The organism is Streptomyces sp. NBC_01341 (genome assembly GCF_035946055.1).
Taxonomy (GTDB): Bacteria; Actinomycetota; Actinomycetes; order Streptomycetales; family Streptomycetaceae; genus Streptomyces.
Map to the genome: position 1 here is coordinate 434,135 of NZ_CP108364.1, position 18,308 is coordinate 452,442.

General features: G+C 69.8%; 19 protein-coding genes and 2 pseudogenes. 11 read left to right on the plus strand and 10 right to left on the minus strand.

Annotated features, from left to right (window positions below):
• The first annotated feature begins 60 nt into the window (after window positions 1-60).
• Window positions 61-942 (plus strand): transposase family protein, encoded by an 882-nt coding sequence (locus OG206_RS01770; protein ID WP_327111429.1) that lies wholly within the window; start codon window positions 61-63, stop codon window positions 940-942.
• Window positions 943-1,121: 179 nt separating this feature from the next.
• Here OG206_RS01770 and OG206_RS01775 read toward each other — a convergent pair whose 3' ends face one another.
• A complete protein-coding gene (locus OG206_RS01775; protein ID WP_327111431.1) occupies window positions 1,122-2,057 on the minus strand; it encodes a nitrilase-related carbon-nitrogen hydrolase in 936 nt (311 codons plus the stop codon).
• A 227-nt stretch (window positions 2,058-2,284) separates the two neighbouring features.
• Here OG206_RS01775 and OG206_RS01780 point away from each other — a divergent pair, with 227 nt between their 5' ends.
• Window positions 2,285-2,653 carry a hypothetical protein gene (locus OG206_RS01780; RefSeq protein ID WP_327111433.1) on the plus strand — a complete coding sequence of 123 codons (369 nt, stop codon included), beginning with the start codon at window positions 2,285-2,287 and terminating at the stop codon, window positions 2,651-2,653.
• Window positions 2,654-2,656: 3 nt separating this feature from the next.
• Here the strand turns inward: OG206_RS01780 and OG206_RS01785 are convergent.
• A pseudogene (locus OG206_RS01785) lies at window positions 2,657-2,791 on the minus strand (IS5/IS1182 family transposase); the annotation flags it as partial.
• Between the two features lie 64 nt (window positions 2,792-2,855).
• Here OG206_RS01785 and OG206_RS01790 point away from each other — a divergent pair.
• Window positions 2,856-3,344, plus strand: coding sequence for a DUF4265 domain-containing protein (locus OG206_RS01790; protein ID WP_327111435.1), 489 nt, complete (start codon window positions 2,856-2,858; stop codon window positions 3,342-3,344).
• Window positions 3,345-3,505: 161 nt separating this feature from the next.
• Here OG206_RS01790 and OG206_RS01795 read toward each other — a convergent pair.
• Together OG206_RS01795 and OG206_RS01800 are read right to left on the minus strand one after the other, a co-directional pair.
• Window positions 3,506-3,825 (minus strand): annotated as a pseudogene (locus OG206_RS01795) (helix-turn-helix domain-containing protein); the annotation flags it as partial.
• A gap of 391 nt (window positions 3,826-4,216) precedes the next feature.
• Window positions 4,217-4,735: a cupin domain-containing protein gene (locus tag OG206_RS01800; RefSeq protein ID WP_327111437.1), complete on the minus strand. Its 519-nt coding sequence runs from the start codon at window positions 4,733-4,735 to the stop codon at window positions 4,217-4,219.
• Window positions 4,736-5,031: 296 nt separating this feature from the next.
• Here OG206_RS01800 and OG206_RS01805 point away from each other — a divergent pair, with 296 nt between their 5' ends.
• A complete protein-coding gene (locus OG206_RS01805; RefSeq protein WP_327111439.1) occupies window positions 5,032-5,640 on the plus strand; it encodes an ArsR/SmtB family transcription factor in 609 nt (202 codons plus the stop codon).
• Window positions 5,637-6,917, plus strand: a complete 1,281-nt coding sequence (locus OG206_RS01810; protein WP_327111441.1) for an MFS transporter — start codon at window positions 5,637-5,639, stop codon at window positions 6,915-6,917. The genes OG206_RS01805 and OG206_RS01810 overlap by 4 nt, the downstream gene beginning before the upstream one ends.
• A gap of 101 nt (window positions 6,918-7,018) precedes the next feature.
• On the opposite strand, the gene OG206_RS01815 is transcribed toward OG206_RS01810, so the two are convergent.
• From OG206_RS01815 to OG206_RS01830, 4 genes are read right to left on the minus strand one after another with little or no spacing between them, the layout of a single operon-like run.
• Window positions 7,019-7,726, minus strand: a complete 708-nt coding sequence (locus tag OG206_RS01815) for an NADPH-dependent F420 reductase (protein ID WP_327111443.1) — start codon at window positions 7,724-7,726, stop codon at window positions 7,019-7,021.
• 19 nt (window positions 7,727-7,745) lie between these two features.
• Window positions 7,746-8,777, minus strand: coding sequence for an LLM class flavin-dependent oxidoreductase (locus OG206_RS01820; RefSeq protein ID WP_327111445.1), 1,032 nt, complete (start codon window positions 8,775-8,777; stop codon window positions 7,746-7,748).
• Window positions 8,770-9,645 (minus strand): LLM class flavin-dependent oxidoreductase, encoded by an 876-nt coding sequence (locus OG206_RS01825; protein WP_327111447.1) that lies wholly within the window; start codon window positions 9,643-9,645, stop codon window positions 8,770-8,772. The genes OG206_RS01820 and OG206_RS01825 overlap by 8 nt, the downstream gene beginning before the upstream one ends.
• Window positions 9,570-9,821, minus strand: a complete 252-nt coding sequence (locus OG206_RS01830) for a hypothetical protein (protein WP_327122466.1) — start codon at window positions 9,819-9,821, stop codon at window positions 9,570-9,572. The genes OG206_RS01825 and OG206_RS01830 overlap by 76 nt, the downstream gene beginning before the upstream one ends.
• A 593-nt stretch (window positions 9,822-10,414) precedes the next feature.
• Between OG206_RS01830 and OG206_RS01835 the strand changes: the two genes are divergently transcribed.
• From OG206_RS01835 to OG206_RS01850, 4 genes are all read left to right on the plus strand, one after another.
• Window positions 10,415-10,957 carry a hypothetical protein gene (locus tag OG206_RS01835; protein WP_327111449.1) on the plus strand — a complete coding sequence of 181 codons (543 nt, stop codon included), beginning with the start codon at window positions 10,415-10,417 and terminating at the stop codon, window positions 10,955-10,957.
• Window positions 10,958-10,962: 5 nt separating this feature from the next.
• Window positions 10,963-11,661, plus strand: a complete 699-nt coding sequence (locus OG206_RS01840) for a DedA family protein (RefSeq protein WP_327111451.1) — start codon at window positions 10,963-10,965, stop codon at window positions 11,659-11,661.
• A gap of 167 nt (window positions 11,662-11,828) precedes the next feature.
• Window positions 11,829-13,016: a sensor histidine kinase gene (locus OG206_RS01845; RefSeq protein WP_327111453.1), complete on the plus strand. Its 1,188-nt coding sequence runs from the start codon at window positions 11,829-11,831 to the stop codon at window positions 13,014-13,016.
• A gap of 2 nt (window positions 13,017-13,018) precedes the next feature.
• Window positions 13,019-13,717, plus strand: a complete 699-nt coding sequence (locus tag OG206_RS01850; protein ID WP_327111455.1) for a response regulator transcription factor — start codon at window positions 13,019-13,021, stop codon at window positions 13,715-13,717.
• Here OG206_RS01850 and OG206_RS01855 read toward each other — a convergent pair whose 3' ends face one another.
• Window positions 13,718-14,176: a winged helix-turn-helix transcriptional regulator gene (locus OG206_RS01855; RefSeq protein ID WP_327111457.1), complete on the minus strand. Its 459-nt coding sequence runs from the start codon at window positions 14,174-14,176 to the stop codon at window positions 13,718-13,720.
• An 83-nt stretch (window positions 14,177-14,259) separates the two neighbouring features.
• On the opposite strand from OG206_RS01855, the gene OG206_RS01860 reads away from it, so the two are divergent.
• Both OG206_RS01860 and OG206_RS01865 read left to right on the plus strand, forming a co-directional pair.
• Window positions 14,260-15,270: a GlxA family transcriptional regulator gene (locus OG206_RS01860; protein ID WP_327111459.1), complete on the plus strand. Its 1,011-nt coding sequence runs from the start codon at window positions 14,260-14,262 to the stop codon at window positions 15,268-15,270.
• A 378-nt stretch (window positions 15,271-15,648) separates the two neighbouring features.
• On the plus strand, window positions 15,649-16,800 hold the full coding sequence (locus tag OG206_RS01865) for a TDT family transporter (protein WP_327111461.1): 1,152 nt from the start codon (window positions 15,649-15,651) through the stop codon (window positions 16,798-16,800).
• Window positions 16,801-17,513: 713 nt separating this feature from the next.
• Here the strand turns inward: OG206_RS01865 and OG206_RS01870 are convergent.
• Window positions 17,514-18,212, minus strand: coding sequence for an SDR family oxidoreductase (locus OG206_RS01870; protein WP_327111463.1), 699 nt, complete (start codon window positions 18,210-18,212; stop codon window positions 17,514-17,516).
• Between the last annotated feature and the right edge of the window lie 96 nt (window positions 18,213-18,308).

Below are 18,308 nucleotides of genomic sequence, written 5' to 3' on the forward strand. Positions count from 1 at the left end.
GGCTGCGTGGTGGGGAATGTGACGCGCACAGCGATCATCAGTGACCGGAGGATCACGGGCTTGTCAGCCTCTGTGATCGCCGAACTGGTCGCTGAGGTGGGACCGTTGTGGCATGAGCGGCACCAGGCCAGGCGCACGTCCAGGCCGCGGACGCGTGCCGTGGGCGCCGGTGCGAAGCACCGCATGGTTTTCGTCGACCGGCTCCTGGCCACGCTGGTGCACCTTCGCCACGGGGTCACTCATGACGTGCTGGCCTGCTGGTTCGGCGTGGACCGCTCGACCGTCACACGGGCGATCGGCAAGGTGCGGCCCCTGCTCGCGGAGCGGGGATGCACCATCAGCCCCGGCGTGCGGCTGCGAACCCTGGCTGAGGTTGTTCACCATCTCGGCCAGGCCGGGAAGACCGGGATCATCGACGGCACCGAGATCCGTGTCCGCCGCCCGGCTGTCGGCCGCAAGGACCGGGACAGGTTCATCTCCGGCAAGAACAAGCAGAACGCCGTGAAGGCCATGGTGTTCACCGACGGGGACGGGCGGCTGCTGTTCTGCAGCCCGACCAAGCCCGGAAGCTGCGCGGACATCACCCACGCCCGGGAGTTAGGGCTGGTCAAGCTCTTGGCCGACGGTGCAGGGGTCGAGATCCTTGCCGATGCCGGCTATCAGGGACTCGGAGCACAGACCGGCGGACGCGTCGTGACGCCGCCGCACCGCAAGTTCAAGAAGAATGCCCCGGACTGGTACGAGGAGATGCACGAGCGCCAGCGCAAGGCGCATTCCTCACGCCGCATCCGGGTCGAGCACGGCATCGCCCACCTGAAGAACTGGCGGGCGCTGGCCCGTCACCTCGGCCGCCGCGAGCACATGGACGACACCGTCCAAGCGATCGCCGGCCTACTGTCCCAACAACAGACCGCAGACCGGATCCCGACTCGGCAGACGTGAGCACCAAGGCCCCACCGACGCCGCCGACGTCGCACCGCTAACCGTGCACGAGCTCGTTAGGTGGGAGAGCTTCGTCAGCCGTTGATGGTGGCCAGTTGGATCCCCCACTGGGGGCCAGTCAGCGGGGGGCACCTGGGATGGTGACGCTGTGCGGATCGCCTGGTGGTTGGCTTCTTTTCTCAGCGGGCGGGGAGTAGGACCGGGTTGAGGGCGAGGCGGTTGTCGGTGGGGTGGTGGCCTTCGGGGCTGAAGGGCGGGATGGTCGCGGGCAGGCAGTCGGCGATCAGGAGGCAGTCCTGGTGGCGGTCCTCGGCGGTGGCGGCTACCAGGGGTTCGCCGTCAGGTCCCCAGATGCCGGAGTTTCCCTGGTACTGCCAGGCGCCGGCAGGGACCTGTTCCCAGCCGCGGCGGTTGGCGTAGGCGACGAACAGACGCCAGACGCTGGCCATGGCGGGGATGATGTGCCGGGTGGCGTCCTGGTACGGAACGCGGCTCATGGTGCCGTCGGCCAGACGGAAGTGGCCGTCGGCGGCGGTGGGGCCCAGCACGATCTGTGCGCCGCGCTCGGCGAGGTACTGGTACAGCGGCGGGAACTCGCACTCGTAGCAGTTCAGCACGCCCACCGTGATGCCGTTGATCGTGACGAGGGGCGGCAGTTCCTGGCCGAAGGAGTAGTTGCGTCGCTCCGCCGCTCCGTAGAGGTGGGTCTTGCGGTAGTTGGCGGCCACCTGCCCGTCGGCGGCGATCACGCTGATGGAGTCGTAGAAGTCGCTCCCGTCGCGTTCGGGGTAGGGCAGGACCACGGCCAAACCGTTCTCCTTGGCGGCCAGGCGGGCCCGGTCGATCGAGGACCCCTCGCGGTGCTCTGCCAGCTCCCGGCACTGGCCAGGGTCGATGGCATAGCCAGTGGTGTACTTCTCCGGGAACACCACCACCTGGCAGTCGTAGGCCGCGGCCAGAGCGGAGACCTCGGCCAGCCGGTCCATGTTCTGCCGCACCGCCTCCCGGCTGCCGACCGGCCCCTGGCCCTGATAAAGCGCCACCCGCAGGCCCTCGCCGACGGCGGGCGCATCGCGGAGTGCGGAGCGGAACACGATACGAACTGGCTGCGTCATCGGGGAGTGCTCTTTCCATGACCGGCGATCCCCACGACCGCCACTAGGGAAGAAACGAATCACTACCGCATCGGACACCATGATCAGCGGTGCCGGCTCGTCCCGCCACATCGCTACCGAGCGTCACCTCTGCGCTGGCCGTACTCGGGGAAGTCCGGCTGGCCGCTGTCACGGGGCCATCCGACCGTCCCGAACTGCGAATTGCACGTCCTGCCCTCGGATCGGCGGTGCGGGCCTGGTTCTGGCTGTCTGCTGACACAGACGTGGTGTGCGATGTCAGGTACGTCGCGCCGGACACCCAGGTCCTCACCTTCGTGCTCGACGGGTTGACCGAGAACGAACGTGAGCAGGCCACCGATGCGGTTCAGCGGCTGGTCCAGCGGGAGTTGGACAGGACTGTCGCGCTGCTCGTCGATCTGGGCGGCGAAACAGCGGGTGAGGACGCTGACGCGCTGGCCCTGTATGGCCGACCGCCGGTGGGCCCGCGCCCGGACCGAGTGCTGTTCCGGAACGACCGGCTCATCGGGGTCCCGGCTGTTCTTGCTGGAGCAGAGGTGACGGATCTCGGCAACGGGCCGGGTTCAGTCCGCTGGTAATGATCACCGGGTGGGTTCGCGGAGCCAGAGGACGAGCGCTGCGAGGTGGAGTCCGGCCCGGTATCGGGCGGCGAGTTTGTCGAACCGTATCGCGACGGCGCGGAACTGCTTGAGCCGGCTGAAGCAGCGTTCGACGATCCAGAAACACGCACCCCCGTGCTCCGCGGTCCGGTCTGGTGGACGCGAAGTGGATGATGGCTCGGTGACGAACATCATTGACGACCACGTGAAGGTCCATTTCCGCATGGACATGGACGAGGACGGCTGGCCGCCGGCGAGTGTCGAGGGCCTGTGGGCTGTGGACCTCGGCGACGGCACGGTGCGGCTGGACAACACTCCCTGGTTCGTCCGCGGAGTCGCCAGCGGAGACATCATCAGGGTTCAACCGGACGATGATGGTGTTCTCTGGGCCGGGGAAACGGTGCTGCCTTCACAGAACTGCACCATCCGGCTCATCGTGCTGAAAGACGACGGCTCTGCCGCCGCCCGGCAGAGCGTGCTGGAGGTTTTCCATCGCCTCGGCACGACGGGCGAAGGCATCGAGCGGTTCAGGATGGTGGCCTTGGATGTCCCGCCGCAGGCAGACCTGCTGAAAATCCGCGAGTTGCTGGAGCACGGCGAGACGAAGGAGTGGTGGCACTGGGAGGAAGGGTGTGTCACCGCCGCTTGGGAAGCCGCTGCGCGACCGTGAGGACAGCGGTGCCCCGTCCCGGCCTGCGGTGAGCGAGGGCCTCATCGTTCTCGTGCCGGCCCTTGCGGTAGGACCACGCATTGTCCGTCAGGACGCGCTTTGGCCCGGGTGATCCCCAGATCGGCGAAGAACGCGGCCGCCCTGGTCAGGAAGGCTGCGCAGGTCGCGACTTTCTCCGCCGTGGATTTCGGCAGGCCGAGGACCGGGCCGATCCGCGCGGGTCCGAGCTTGCGGGACCGGTGCAGCTCGCAGACGCGGTCCTCGAGCGCGGCCGGAGTGAGGTGCGGCGTTGTCAACGGCCTGCTGGAGCGGTCGGCCAGGCCCGCCTCGCCCTCGGCCCGCCACCGCCGGACCCATTATGGGCGGTCGCCTGCGAAATGCCCATCTCGGCAGCGACATGGGCGACCGGACGGCCTGACTCGACACGTTCGACCAGCAGACGCTTCCCGAAGACCGTCAGCCAGGCAATACGGTGGGACACGACGACCTCCGTGTGGTGTGTTCCTGGAGAGCTCCACCACACCGGAGGTCTTCGCCTTTGACCAAGACCCCCGCGCCAACAACGCTCGTGATCAATACACCTGGGCAGACATGCCGAGAGGGGCACAGGGGACGGCCCGGCTCGCCCCACGCCTCCGGGCGGGCAGCGGGACGCCGCCACCCATGCGGCTGCATCCACGCGGAGGCCCGACCCGCGCATTGACGTACGAGCGCTCCCGCGCCCGGGCACGTGCCAAGGCCCACGAAATGGCGGACCCGCCGCGCAGCACGTGCGGCTGTCGCGGCGGGAGCTGGTGTGCGGGTGCGCCGGAGGAGCCGTGGACCCGCAGCCGGTCCACGGCAGCGGGTCCCCGAATGTCGCCGACTACCGATCAGGGCTGCGACAGCCAGATGGTCTCCGACTGGCGGATCACCTGCACCGCCCTTGCGGTCATCTCGTCGTCGATCGGGGGCGGCGTCTCTCCTGGGCGGGCCGGTGTGCTGTTGTCGAGCATCAGCTGTTCGAGACCGGCAGGTGTGTACATGAACAGCAGCTTCGCCGCGTGATTGCCCCGGTTCTTGAAGCCGTGACGGATTCCCTCGGGCACGTAGATGAAGTCTCCCGCGACGGCGGTGAAGACGTGGTCGCCGTCCACGAACTCGAGTTCACCGTCGATCAGGTAGAACGACTCGTCCTCCCGTGTGTGGGCGTGCGGGTCGGGGCCGCCGCCCGCGGGAACGGTCGCCTCGATGAACCCGAGCCGCCCCTTGGTCTGCTCACCCGTGATCTTGACGGTGTAGACGTCATTGGCGCCCCACACCGTCGGGCCACGGCCCGACGGCACGTAGACCGCGCCACGCTTGGTCCAGATGGGATCGTCGGCGTCCACGTCTGTCAGCGAGAAACTCATGATCTTCAACTCCACTTGGCAGTTGGCAGTCGGCAGTCGGCGGTGCTCGGTTGGCACCAGGAGGCACCGCCCTGGGGTGTCGGTTCCGGCCTTCCCGGCCGGTTGACCGGCCGAGGCGCACCGATCCTTCCGATCCCGGATCTCGGTTCCGGAAGCCGGAACCCATGAAACACGTGTTTGTCCAGTCAAGCAAACATGTCTCATCCGTGTCGGTTCACCCGTGAGCACCAGGGGCCGCGCACTCCTGGCGATATGAGACTTGACTCTCGCATATTGCGAGAGGACACTCTCACGTCATGGACTCCCCCAATCGCCTGGGCGATATCGAGATCAGTGACCCGCATGCGATGCGGGCCTTGGCGCATCCGGTGCGGCTGGCGATCCTTGACCGGCTGGGGCGGCACGGTCCTGCGACCGCGACGCAGCTCGCACCCGACGTGGGAGCGACGCCTTCGGTGACCAGCTGGCATCTGCGGCACCTGGCCGGCTTCGGACTGGTCCGCGACAGCGAGCGCGGCTCGGACGGCCGACAACGCAGGTGGGAAGCAGTGGCCCGCGGCTTCCGGTTCGTGGCGCCCCAGGATCCGGCCGACGAGGAGGGCCGGTCGGCCGCGCGGGTGTTGTCCCAGCAGATGTTCCTGCGCCATGCGGACCTGCCGAGCCGGTGGGCCGTCGAGGTGGAGCCCGAACTCGATCCGGCATGGCGCAGGTCGGCCGGACTGGCCAGCACCCGCCTCGTCGTGTCCGCTGAAGAACTCGCAGCCATCGAGGACGGGATCGAGCGCGTCCTAGCGCCGTACGTCACCCGCGACCCCGCTGAGCGGCAGGCCGACGCGCGCGGCGTACGGCTGCTGCGCTACGTCCTGCCTGAGGGCCCGGCGGAGCAGCCCGGGCAGACCCTGTGAACGCCCCGGAGACGACCGCCGCGACATCACTGTGGCGAGATAACCGGTTCCGCCGCTTCTGGGCCGGTCACGCGGTCTCACAGTTCGGTGACCGGATCACCGAACTGGCCCTGCCCCTGATCGCCGTCGGCGCCCTGCACGCTTCGGCCGACCAGGTCGCGTGGCTGACGGCGCTCGTCTGGACACCGAACCTGCTCGCAGTCCTTCTGGGAGCCTGGGTCGATCACCGGCCGCGCAAACGCCGTCTGATGATCCTCGCCGACCTGGTGCGCGCCGCAGTGCTGCTCAGCGTCCCGGCGGCCTACGTGTGGGGAGCGGTGACGCTCGTTCAGTTGTACGCCGTCGCCCTGCTCACGGGCGCGGCCGGAGTGCTGTTCAACACGGCCTATCCGCCGTTCTTCGTGAGCCTCGTCCCCCGCGCGTCCTACGTGGACGCGAACAGCAGACTGAGCGCCAGCAGATCCGCCTCGTACGTCGCCGGCCCGGCCATCGGCGGCGTTCTGGTCCAGATCCTCACCGCTCCTGTGACCTTGGTCGTCGACGCCCTGACCTTTCTGGCCTCGGCGATCCTGATCGGCCGGGTGTCGGTCGACGGGCCTCCTGTGGCGGCTGACAGCACGGCATCCACACTTCTGCGGCGGGCGAGGGAGGGACTGGCTCTCGTCGTCAGTCACCCGGTGCTCCGGGCCTGCCTCGGGTGTGCCGCGACCGTCAACTTCTTCACCTTCCTCGCAGGCGGCGGGCTGGTCGTGCTGTTCGCCAGCAGGAACCTCGGACTGCCCGCAGGCGTCATCGGTCTCGCGTTCGGCATCGGTGCGACGGGCTCCCTGCTCGGCGCCCTGCTCGCTCCGGGCGTGTCACGACGGATCGGCGTCGGGCGCAGCATCGCCGTGGGCGCGGTGGCCTTCCCCGCGCCGATCGCCATCGCCGCCGCCGCGGGCGGGCCCCTCTGGCTCCGCGCCGGAGCCCTGGCCGCCTCCGAATTCCTGTCCGGCGTCGGAGTCATGCTGTTCGACGTCAACCTCAACGCCCTTCAGACCACGGTGATCCCCGACGGCCTGCGCAGTCGCACCGCCGGCGCGTTCAGCACGATCAACTACGGGATACGGCCCGTGGGCGCCGTCGTGGGCGGCGTCCTGGCCACCGTCATCGGGCTGAGGGCCACCCTCTTCGTCGCCGCGCTCGGCGGAGTCCTGTCGCTGCTCTGGCTACTGCCGTCACCCATACCCCGTATCCACTCCCTGGCGTCGGAACCGGCTGCGGACGCGGCTGGTTGATCCCGCCCGCGCCCGGAACCCTGCGCGACGGGGCGAGGCACCACCGGTCTCGCCACTTCGGCCGGCCCCCCCAGAAGGAGGGGAGTCGCGAAGCGGGTGCGTCAGTTGCCCACGCGCGCGGCGGGCTCGGCGTCGCCGAGACCGGCCTGCCCGTGCTCCGCCGTGGAGAAGCGGTCGACCATGGCACGCAGTTCCTCCGCGCTGACGTTGGCGCCGAAGGCCTCGGTCCCCGGCTGCAGCCGGATGCCGTCGGCGAGGGAGCCCGCGGTGACCGGGTCGAAGCCCAGGTTGTTCACGATCAGAGCGGCGACGGCCCTGTCGTCGAGGTCGTCACCCGCGACGGCGATCGCCTTGCGTCCCGGCTCACCGAGGGCGCGGGCCTCGTCCTCCAGATCGTGGTAACCCATGTGGTTGAACGCCTTGACCACCCGGGACTCCGGCAGGAACTCCTGGACGATCTCGCTGGTCGAGACGTGAGGGCCGGTGAAGTCGTCGCGTATGCCGTCGACTTCCCACCAGTAGTTCATCGCGTCGATGACCAGCTTGTTCCGCAGCTCCGCGCCGGGGATGCTCCTGTACTTCCCGAGAGGAAGCGCGAGGATCGCGACGTCCGCCTCGGCGGCGGCCTCCGCCGCGGTGACGGCCACCGCGCCGGTGGCCAGGACATCGACGGTCAGAGCGATGTCGTCGGGTGAGCCCGACCCTGCGACGAGTACCCGGTAACCGGCGGCCAGGGCGAGTCTGGCCAGCACGGTTCCCACTTTTCCGGCTCCGAGGATGCCGATGGTGCGGACGCTTTCGATGTCCATGACGTCTCCTGTCACGAATTCAGTCGGCGAGGATGTCGCGGACCATGGGGATGACCTTGGTGCCGTAGAGCTCGACGGCACGAAGGCGGGCACTGATCGGCTGGGATCCGGCGGTGTAGATGAGGTCGAACCTGCCGACGCCGAGCCCGCGGACCGAGTTGGCGATCTTTCGTGCGACCGTCTCCGGCGAGCCGATGTACAGGGAGCCGTGCTCGATCTCCGCTTCGTACTCCTCACGGCGCAGCGGGGGCCAGCCGCGGAGCGCGCCGATGCGGTCGCGAATGGCGCGGTAGCCGGGCCAGTGCACCTCTCGGGCCTGTTCGTCCGTGTCGGCCACGAAACCGGGTGAGTGCATCCCGACCGGGTGCGCGGTGGTCCCGAACTGCGCCGCCGCCCGCTCGTACAGGTCGATGTAGGGGGCGAAGCGCTCGGAGGATCCGCCGATGATGGCGAGCATCAGCGGGAGTCCGTGCCGCGCGGTGCGGACGACCGACTGAGGGGAACCGCCTACGCCGACCCAGGTGGGCAGGTGGCCGGACTCGGTCGGAGGGAACACCTCCACGTTGTCCAGAGCGGCTCGGACGGTGCCCTTCCACGTGACGGGCTTCTCCTGGAGCAGCTGCACGAAGAGGTCGAGCTTCTCCTCGAAGAGCACGTCGTAGTCGGCGAGGTCGTAGCCGAACAGCGGGAAGGATTCGGTGAAGGAGCCCCGGCCGAGGATGACCTCGGCGCGCCCGTCGGAGAGCGCGTCGACCGTCGCGAAGCGCTGGAACACCCGGACGGGGTCGTCGGAGCTCAGCACGGTCACGCCGGAGGACAGACGGATGCGCTTGGTGCGGGTGGCGATTCCGGCGAGGACGGTCTCCGGCGTGGTCACCGAGTACTCGGGACGGTGGTGCTCACCCAGTGCGAGGACGTCGACGCCGATGTCGTCCGCGAGGACGGCTTCCTCGACGGTCTGACGGATCGACCTCGCATGGGTGACGGGCACACCGTTGTCGTCTTCGGGCAGGTCGCCGAACGTGTCCAGGCCGAGAACGAGATCAGACATGCGCGGACTCCTTGCTGAGAATGGCACGCACCCGGGGGGCCACTTCCTGTCCCAGCAGCTCGATCGTGCGAGCACGGGCCTGGAGCGGGAGGTGCATGATGTCGTATTTGAGGTCGAAACGGCTGAGGTGCAGGTCGCGGGCCACCGTGGCGATCTTCCGCGCGACAGTGTCCGGAGACCCCACGAAGAGCCCGCCGGTCTTGCGCTCGGACTCGTACCGGTCACGGGTCGTCCTGTAGAAGCCTCGCTCCTCCGCGAGCGCCCGCGAGACGGGTTCCCAGTACGTCCACCAGGTGTCTGCCGCCTCTTCGTCGGTGTCGGCGATGAGTCCCAGCGAGTGCTGACCGACCGGTTGCGGGGCGTGCCCGGCCTGCTTGAGCGTCTTCTGGAAGAGGTCGACGTGACCGGCGAAGCGCTGGGGGCGTCCGCCGATGATGGCAAGCATCAGGGGCAGTCCGTAGCGGCCGGCCCGGACGACGGAGTGGGGACTGCCGCCCACTCCGATCCAGGTGGGAATACCACCGGGGCGCATCCGGGGGCGAAGCAGTTGCTCGACGAGAGGGCTGCGCGTGTTACCTGTCCACGTGACGGCTTCCTCCCTCTGCAGACGCGTGAACAGTTCGAGCTTCTCCTCGAAGAGCTGCTCGTAGTCGGCGAGGTCGTAGCCGAACAGTGAGAACGACTCCGTTGCCGAGGCTCGGCCGAGCACGAGCTGTGCGCGGCCGTCCGACACTGCGTCGAGCGTGGAGAAGTCGTGGTAGAGCCGAACAGGATCGTTGGTGCTCAGAACCGTCACCGAGGTTCCGAGACGTATGCGTTCGGTCGCCACGGCCATGGCGGAGAGCAGTACAGGTGCGGCGCTGTCCACGTGCCCGGGCCTGTAGTGCTCCCCGAGCTGAAGACGTCCACTCCCGAGTTCTCGGCGAGTTTCGCCTCCTCGACGAGCAGTCGCACGGTCTCTGCGTCGCTGAGCACACGACTGCCACCGTCCGTGGCGACATCTCCGAACGAGTTCAGTCCGAACTCGAAGGTACTGGCCGTCATGATCTCCTCCTTTGCGGGCCCCAGGGTGGCGTACGCCCCGGAACGCCATTTACTTGCCATTGCAAGTATGCCTCACGTGATTGACACGTCAACTAGCGAGACGACAGCGACGCCGCAGGGGCCCGGCGACCCCGAGCAGGCGCCACGGGTGCAGAGGTTCCACCCCGTCGCCAGGCGACGGCCCGCGCCGCTCACGAGTGCCGTCACAACGCTCCACGTCGGCCTCGGCGCACCATCGGCCCCCCGGACCGGACCAGGCGAACCAGTCGCGCGGATGGGCGGAGCGATGTCGACAAACGTATTTGCCTCGTCAAGCAAATAGCGTATCGTTGAGACATCAACCAAGTGGGGTGATCAGTCGTGGGTAACCACGCCACACAGGCACAGGCTTCCATGTACGAGTCTGCTTTCCGGGACCGGCGTTCCGTCGCCGCCGTACACAGGGAGTGCGGACGGACCATAGGCAGGCGTCCGCGGGGGTCGGGGAACGCCATGGCCGCGATCACGCTCCCCCGACCGGCACGCGTCCGGGACCCCCTCGGCACGGAGCTCCCGTCCGGCACCACAGCAGCCCAGCGGGCACGGCGCGCGTGATGGACGAGATCTCCGCCGTCGCGCCCTGGCCCGTCGTCGCGCTGACCCTCCTGTGGCTCGCCCGCCGACGGCCGTCCGTGTATGCCCGTGCAGCGATCGCGCTGCTCCTGTCCAGCGCGGCCGGGCTGGTCTACGCGGGCTCCTCCGCCATGCAGGATCTCCCGGCGCGGGAGGGGAGGCTGCTCCACGAGTACGTGGCACTGCCGGGCGTCTACACGGGCTGGTACCTGTTGATGGCCCTGGCGGCGGTCGCCTGCGTCTCGGCGATACGCCTGCGCATCGCCGTCGTCGTGGGCGCGCTGACCGGTGTCGCCTCGTCCGTCCTGATCCTCCCCCACCACGAGCTCGCTGCGGTGTGGGGCGCCGTCGTCCCGCTGTGCAGCTGGTTCGTGGCGGGATGCCTCCAGCGGAGAAGCCTCTGGAGCCTGCCCGCACCAGGGCCCTGGGATCCGCCGGAGCAGGCGATTCCGTCACGACCCCTCCCGCAGGCGGCCGGGGAACGGTCTGCCCGCACGTTCGTACCGCTACGACAGGCGGGTTGACGGCCGTGCAGCCGAACAGTTTGATCGAGGCCGCCGGATGGTGGTCGTACGCGGTGGTGTTCCTCCTGACCGCCGCCGAGACCAGTGCCTTCGTCGGGCTGCTGATTCCCGGCGAGACCGCTGTGCTCATCGCCGCCGCCATCGCGGGGCGGGGGGATCTGAACGGCCCCCTTCTGGCGGTCGTCGTCGTCGCCGGGGCCGTGACCGGCGACCATCTCGGCTTCGCACTGGGCCGCCGCTGCGCGCGGCGGCCCGCCCGGGGCCGGGGCCGGGCGTTCTCGGGCGGCACCCGGAGCGGCCGCACCTCCGCCTTCCTGCGGCGTCACGGTGGAGCCGCGGTGTTCACCGGGAAGTTCGTCGGCTTCGTGCGTACGTTCCTGCCGTACGCGGCGGGCTTCTCGGGCATGCCCTACCGTCGTTACGTTCTCTACAGCACCGCGGCGTCGGTGGTGTGGGGCACGGGGAGCGTGCTCCTCGGCTACTACGCGGGCGCGGCCGCGATCGAGTTCGTCCACTCGACCGGACTGGCCGGCGCCGGCGCGCTCGCGGCGGTGGGCGTGCCGGCACTGATCGTCGCGAAGATCCTGGCCCGCCGTCGAAACCGTGCCCTGCCGGCCGCGTCGGCGATCGTGGCGTCGGGCGGCCCCCGACGGCCCGCACTGCAGGGCGCGGCACGCGAATTCACCCCTGTCCAGGAAAGCTGAGTGGGCGCGAGGGCATGCCCGTCCGGCCCCCGCTTCGGCGGAAGGTCGAGGAACGGTCGGTGCGGAAGGCCCTTGCGAAGGGTGCGCATATACCTTGGTCTAGGTCTGCGGCGGACGGCACGGCAGGAGTGGCTCCTGTCCCCTCGTACGGCGTAGGTTGCATCACTGTGAATCAGACGACCCGGCGCCGCGACAGGCGAACCCTGCTGCGTGACGCGGTGGCCGTCGGCGTCGCGGCCGCGATGACCGTGGTCGGCGCCCTGTACGCACAGCGATCAGGGCTGTGGCTGTATCCCCGGATCACGGCCCGCCGCAGCCTGGCCGCCGCACCCGGCTTGTCAGCCATCGACCTCGGCGGGCTGCTGCTGCCCGTGGCGGCGTGCCTGTTGTTGTGGTGGCGACGCGTCAGGCCGGTGGCCGTCGCGATGACGCTGACCCTCCTGTGCACCCTGCTCCCGGTGGCTCCCGCCGCCGCGATCGCGCTGTTCACCGTCGCAGCCGTCTGCGACACGCGTGCGACACGCCGGGTGATCGCCGTGGGCCTCCTGCCGATTCCGGTCTGTCTGGCGGCGCAGGGAAGGCTCGACTCCTCGCATGTCGCTGCCGCGGTGACGGGCACCCTGCTGGTGACGGGATCGGTCGGCTGGGGGCTCTTCGTGCGAGGGCTCCGCGAACGCGCCGCACGAGCCGAGCGGGAGCAGCTCCTCAGCGCGGAGGAGGCCCGTCGCCGCGAGCGTGAGGTGATCGCCCGCGAGATGCACGACGTGCTGGCCCACCGGCTCTCCCTCCTGAGCGTGCACGCCGGGGCACTGGTGTTCAATCCGCATGCGCCGCCCGACCAGATCAAGCAGGCGGCCGAGGTGGTCGCGCACAGCGCCCGCCAGGCCATGGAGGATCTGCAGCAGGTGCTCGGTGTACTGCGCACCCCGCTCACCCCGGACGGCGTCAGAACGGAACCGCCCCAGCCCACACTCCGAGACCTGAACTCGCTGATATCGGAGAACCGTGCAGCCGGTATGGAGATCGCCATGGAGACGCGGCTCGCCCAGGCGCAGTCGCTGGACGATTTCACCAGCCGCACCGTCTACCGGATCGTTCAGGAGGCCCTGACGAACGCCCGGAAGCACGCCCCGCAGGAGGACGTGCGGGTCGTTCTCACCGGGTCGCCCGGCAGCGGAATCCGTCTGGAGGTGGTCAATGCGCTTCCGGACCCCCCGCCCCTCGTGCCGCCCATCGGCGCCGGGCTGGGCCTCATCGGGCTGGCCGAGCGCGCCGCCCTGGCCGGTGGGCAGCTGACATACGGGCGCGGTTCGGGATCACACGTGGTCACGGCACGCCTGCCGTGGAGCACGTGAGAATGACGGAGGACAGTGTGATCCGGGTACTCCTGGCCGACGACGATCCCCTGGTCCGTGCGGGACTCCGCATGATGCTGGGGGCCGCGGAGGACATCCTGGTGGTCGCCGAGGCATCCGACGGCCAGGAGGTCCCCGCCCTGGTCGACGCGCACGCTCCCGACCTGGTCCTCATGGACATCCGCATGCCCACCATGGACGGCATCGAGGCCACCCGCCTGCTCCGGGCGCGTGCGAACCCGCCCGACGTCATCATGCTCACGACGTTCACCACCGACACCTACGTCCTGCGGGCCCTGCAGGCCGGCGCGACCGGCTTCCTGCTGAAGCACACGGTGCCCGAGGACATCGTGTCCGCGCTGCGCAGGGCGGCCGCCGGTGAGGCGGTGCTCTCCCCCGACGCACTTCGCCGGCTCATCGACGTCGTGACGACCACCGTCCCCTCGGCGCCCGGCTCGGACGCGCCACGCACGGACCAGGCCCGCGCGGAGACCGCCCGGGCCCTGCTCGACCAGTTGGGGGCCCGGGAGCGCGAGGTCGCTGTCGCCATCGGAGAGGGCATGACGAACGCGGCGATCGCCGCCACGCTCTACATGAGTGTCCCCACCGTCAAGGCGCACGTGTCCCACATCCTGACCAAACTGGATCTGAACAACCGGGTGCAGATCGCGCTGCTGGTGTACCGGAGCGGACTGGTGTAGTTAACACGTAAGGGTTCCGGGACGGTCCGTACCCTCCACAACGGTCACGAGGCCGCCTCCCTCCAAAGGGTCGCCGCACTCGGCGCAGACGACCCGCGTCTCCACGTCGGCGCCGCACGTGTGCAGGAACCGGGGTGCGGGCGGCGGGTTCTCCAGGTGCCGGAGTCCCCACTCGCGGAGTCCGATCAGCACGGGTTCCAGGGCCTGCCCCGCAGGGGTCATGTGGTACTCGAAACGAGGAGGTCGGTCCTGGTACCGGCGGCGCTCCAGAATCCCCGAGGCCTCCAGGGATCTCAGCCGCTTCGTGAGAACGTCCCGCGGGGCTCCCGTGTTGGCGTGGATGCCGGCGTACCGCCGGACCCCCATGAACACCTCCCGCAGGACGAGGAGCGACCAGCGCTCTCCTACGAGATCGAGGGTCCCCGTGATGGGACACGCGCGCGGCTGGGCTTCGGTCATACCGGCGATCCTAGTCGGTTTGTTTTGCAAACTCACTACGCCTAGCATCGACGGCGTCCGTGTGGCACGTACGAAGGCTCCCGATGAACCGCAAACACGCCGATGGTGGCACTCTCCTGGTGACGGTCTTCGTGTTTCCGGGAGTCCGGCTGCTGGACGTGACCGGTCCGATCGAGGTGTTCACCTCGGCGAACGAATTCGGTGGACGCTACCGGCTGACCATCGTGTCCGCCGACGGCGACGAGGTGCGGACCGCCGCCGGCACCCGCCTCGGCGTCGACGCGGCGGTGGCGGACGCGCACGGGACCAGCGACGTGCTGGTGATCCCCGGAGGCCCGGACTGGGACCGCATGATCAGGGACGAGGCGCTGCTGGGTGCCGTGCGCACACTCGACGCCCGTGCCCGGCGCACGGTCTCCGTCTGCACCGGAGCCTTTCTGCTGGCCGCGGCCGGCCTGCTGGAGGGCCGTCGCGCCGCCACGCACTGGCGCCACTCACTGCGGCTCGCCCAGCTTTTCCCCGGCGTGCGGGTCGAGCACGACGCGATCTTCGTACGGGACGGCAAGGTGACCACCTCGGCCGGAGTGAGCGCCGGCATCGACCTGTCCCTGGCCGTCGTGGAGGAACACTCGGGGGCGGAAGTCGCCCGGGCGGTGGCCAAGGACCTCGTGGTCTTCATGCAACGACCCGGCGGCCAGTCCCAGTTCAGCGTCCGCGCCCGCGCACCGCACACGCGCCAGGAAGCGCTCCGCCGGGTCCTCGACGCCATCGCGGAGGCCCCGGGCACCGATCACACCCTGGCCGCCATGGCGCGCAGGGCCGGAATCAGTGCGCGCCACATCACCCGGTTGTTCCGCGACGAGTTGGGGACGACACCCGCACGATACGTGGAACAGATCCGGCTGGAGGCCGCACAGGCGATGCTGGAGACCGGTGACGATCCGATGACCGCGATCGCCCGCCGCACGGGGTTCGGCTCCCCCGAATCGCTGCGCAGGGCGTTCGTGAGGAACCTCCAGGTGACTCCGGGCGCGTTCCGGGCACGCTTTCGCAGCACCGGATCAGGAGGTCCGGACACCGTGCACGTACGGTGAGTGGCGGTCCCCGCGGTTCGCGGACGCACACGCCCGACCGGCTCCAGGAACCGCTGAGCTCCCGTTCAGCGGCTGCCTCGGGGCACGGTACGGCCGGGCCCCCGAGGTACGCACCGGCGGGCTCAGCCGAGAAGCGGGACAGGAGGCCCCGGGGATGCCTCCGCACAATCCGGCGCCTTCCCCGGGCACGCCCCGCGCGTCCCGATCCGAGGGTGTTGTGGCGCACGCCGCTATGCGGCGCGGACGCCGCGCCGCCCTAGCCTGAAACGGCCGGTGGGCCGACCCGCTCGGCCGCACCCCCGCGTCCGAAGGGTTCGTGCCTGTCCTGGGTCGGCCGACAGCGGCGTACCCGAGACCACGAAAGAGGCGTTGCACGCCGTGACACCCCACCTCAGCAGTACGCGCACCATTCCTAGCGAGGGCGGCGCGAATCCGGCGGTCCCCGCGCTCTCCGGGCTTCCTCCGCGTCCAACGGACGGACGAGTTCGACGCCCCGCGCTCGCACCCAGTTGGTTCGCGGCCGTCATGGGCACCGGGATCGTCGCCAACGCGGCGGTCACCCTGCCCCACCGCTTTCCCGGTCTGCGCACCGGCGCCACCGCGATCTGGGTGGTGGCCGTCCTGCTGCTCGTGGCACTGACCGCCGGATACGGGCGGCAGCGAGCACTGCGACTGCACGCCGCCGATCCGATGCAGGTGCAGTTCTTCGGCGCCCCCGCCGTGGCGCTGCTCACCGTGGGCGCCGGAGCCCTTCAGCTCGGACCGCAGGTGATCGGAGCGCAGGCCGCGCTGGGTGTGGGCTGGGCACTGTGGTCGCTCGGCACCCTGCTCGGGTGCGTCACCGCATGCACCGTGCCGTACCTGATGATCACGAGGCACAGCTTCGCACCGGACGCCGCTTTCGGCGGCTGGCTGCTGCCGGTGGTACCGCCACTGGTCTCCGCCGCGACGGGCGCGCTGCTCGTCCCGCACACGCCCGCCGGCGAGCCGCGACTCGCTCTGCTGCTGGGCTGCTGCGCGATGTTCGGGCTGGGGCTGCTCGCCGTACTGCTCGTCCTGAGCATGGTCTACAGCCGTCTGGTGCACCATGCCGCGCCCACCGGGGCGACGGTGCCCACGGTGTGGATCGGCCTGGGGGCACTGAGCCAGGCCGTGACAGGGCTGAGCCTGCTGGCCGGCGCCGTGCCGAGCGTGCTGTCCGCTTCGTACGCACGGGGCGCGGCAGTCCTCGCGCTGGTGGGCGGGGTGGGGTTGTGGGGTTTCGCACTGCTGTGGCTGGCACTCGCCTCGGCTCTCACGGTCCGGGAGTTCCGCGCGGGGCTGCCCTTCTCCCCCGCTTGGTGGTCGTTCATCTTTCCCCTCGGCGCTTACGTCACCGCCACGAGCGCGGTGGGTCTACGCAGCGGCTCGCAACTGTTCGGCTGGGCCGCAGCCGTCCTCTACGGCTTGCTCGTCGCTGCCTGGATCGCGGTAGGGGGCCGGTCGTTGCGCCACGCTGCGGCACAGGCCGGCGGCAGGCGCCGGGCGTAGACGCGGTTCGCGACCCTCTTGCGTCGACGGAGGGGACAGCTCCGCGGGTCTCGGGCGCCGTGCTCGAGGCCCGCACTCGCTTCAAATCCGGAAGACACTGTCGCGCGGCACGAATTACTGACGGCCGGTCAACTGTGCCCGCCTTACTGACGGCCGGTCAACTGTGCCCGCCGCACGCGGGCGACGCCGGAACCGCAGTCCCACGGAACGGCTGCCGCCGAGTCGGGCACGCTCCGCCCTCTTCACGCCATCACCGGCGAAGAGAGGGGGTGTGCACACCTGCGTGGACTCTTCACACGCCTGCACACATATCTCCTGAGACGTGTCGCCTCCCGCCGGTATCGACGACACCGCTCCGCGGAAGCTCTCATCAGGGCCACGGCTCGAGGACGGGGCCGAGCCGCCGCGGGTTCGGAGCAGCGCCACGCGAGGGACCGCAACCCGGGCCCCGACGAGACACAGTGCCGAGCGCGGGCTGTGGGCGCCGGTTGAACACCGGCACCCACAGCCACGACTCGTACCGGGTGGAGAGACCCGGGGCGCAGGAGGGCGCTGCCTCCGAGACGCGTCGAACCGCGACCGTGTTGCATCCCGAGGCGCGCGATCACGCAGCTCCACCGGGCTCGCCCGGTGCGCCCGCCCACTGCACCGAACGCCGCGGTGCAGGGAGCCATTGGCCGCCGCCGGGTGTCCGAGTCAGGCGCGCCGCGGGCTCAGAGCCCCGAGGGAAGGCTGGGCGGGTCCGACAGGGCGGCCTTGGCCGCGCGTGTCTGCTCATCGGCCAGGACCTCCAACTCACCACGGATCACGGCATCCATGGTGAGTTCGGCGACCGTCGCAGCGCTGATCTTCGGTGCGTCGGTCCAGGCACTGAGGTCCGTGTCGACGAATCCGGCATGCACGCCGACCACGAGGGTCCCCTGGTCCCGCAACCCCTTCCGCAGTGCATCCGTCAGTGACCACTGCGCGGCCTTGGACGCCGCGTATCCGGCGAACTGCGGCTGGCCGACCCATGACGCCACCGACAGCATGTTGACCAGGGCCCCGCCGCCGTTGCGGGCCAGAACGGGAGCGAAGGCCCGCGACACCGCCCAGGTCCCGAAGTAGTTCACGTCCATCGCCTGCCGGGCGCCGTCGAAGGCCCCCTCCAGCAGTTGCGTGCCGGCGCCGCCGATGCCCGCGTTGTTGATCACGATGGAAGCGTCTCCCGCGACGGCCGCTGCAGCGGCCACACTCTCCTCGTCGGTCACGTCGAGGCGGAGGGGGACGAGGTCGGGATCCGTCACAGTGGACGGGTCCCGTACGCCGGCGTAGACCTTCGCGGCGCCCCGATTGAGCAGTTCGCGCGCGAACGCGCGGCCGATGCCGCGGTTGGCGCCCGTCACGAGTGCGATCGATCCCTTGATGTCCATGGCACTTTCCTTTCACGGCAGGCACCGGTAAGGGATGCCCGCCACGCTTGTGATCTGCTGAATTGCTGGAGCGACGCCGAATGCGATCGCCCACAG

What these genes read in the sequence shown, in the direction of transcription:
- OG206_RS01775 (WP_327111431.1), bottom strand. Translation starts at nt 2,057, where the DNA reads ATGACGCAGCCAGTTCGTATCGTGTTCCGCTCCGCACTCCGCGATGCG.
- OG206_RS01805 (WP_327111439.1), top strand. Translation starts at nt 5,032, where the DNA reads ATGGACTCCCCCAATCGCCTGGGCGATATCGAGATCAGTGACCCGCAT.
- OG206_RS01815 (WP_327111443.1), bottom strand. Translation starts at nt 7,726, where the DNA reads ATGGACATCGAAAGCGTCCGCACCATCGGCATCCTCGGAGCCGGAAAA.
- OG206_RS01830 (WP_327122466.1), bottom strand. Translation starts at nt 9,821, where the DNA reads ATGACGGCCAGTACCTTCGAGTTCGGACTGAACTCGTTCGGAGATGTC.
- OG206_RS01870 (WP_327111463.1), bottom strand. Translation starts at nt 18,212, where the DNA reads ATGGACATCAAGGGATCGATCGCACTCGTGACGGGCGCCAACCGCGGC.
- OG206_RS01860 (WP_327111459.1), top strand. Translation starts at nt 14,260, where the DNA reads ATGAACCGCAAACACGCCGATGGTGGCACTCTCCTGGTGACGGTCTTC.
- OG206_RS01855 (WP_327111457.1), bottom strand. Translation starts at nt 14,176, where the DNA reads ATGACCGAAGCCCAGCCGCGCGCGTGTCCCATCACGGGGACCCTCGAT.
- OG206_RS01820 (WP_327111445.1), bottom strand. Translation starts at nt 8,777, where the DNA reads ATGTCTGATCTCGTTCTCGGCCTGGACACGTTCGGCGACCTGCCCGAA.
- OG206_RS01835 (WP_327111449.1), top strand. Translation starts at nt 10,415, where the DNA reads ATGGACGAGATCTCCGCCGTCGCGCCCTGGCCCGTCGTCGCGCTGACC.
- OG206_RS01800 (WP_327111437.1), bottom strand. Translation starts at nt 4,735, where the DNA reads ATGAGTTTCTCGCTGACAGACGTGGACGCCGACGATCCCATCTGGACC.
- OG206_RS01850 (WP_327111455.1), top strand. Translation starts at nt 13,019, where the DNA reads ATGACGGAGGACAGTGTGATCCGGGTACTCCTGGCCGACGACGATCCC.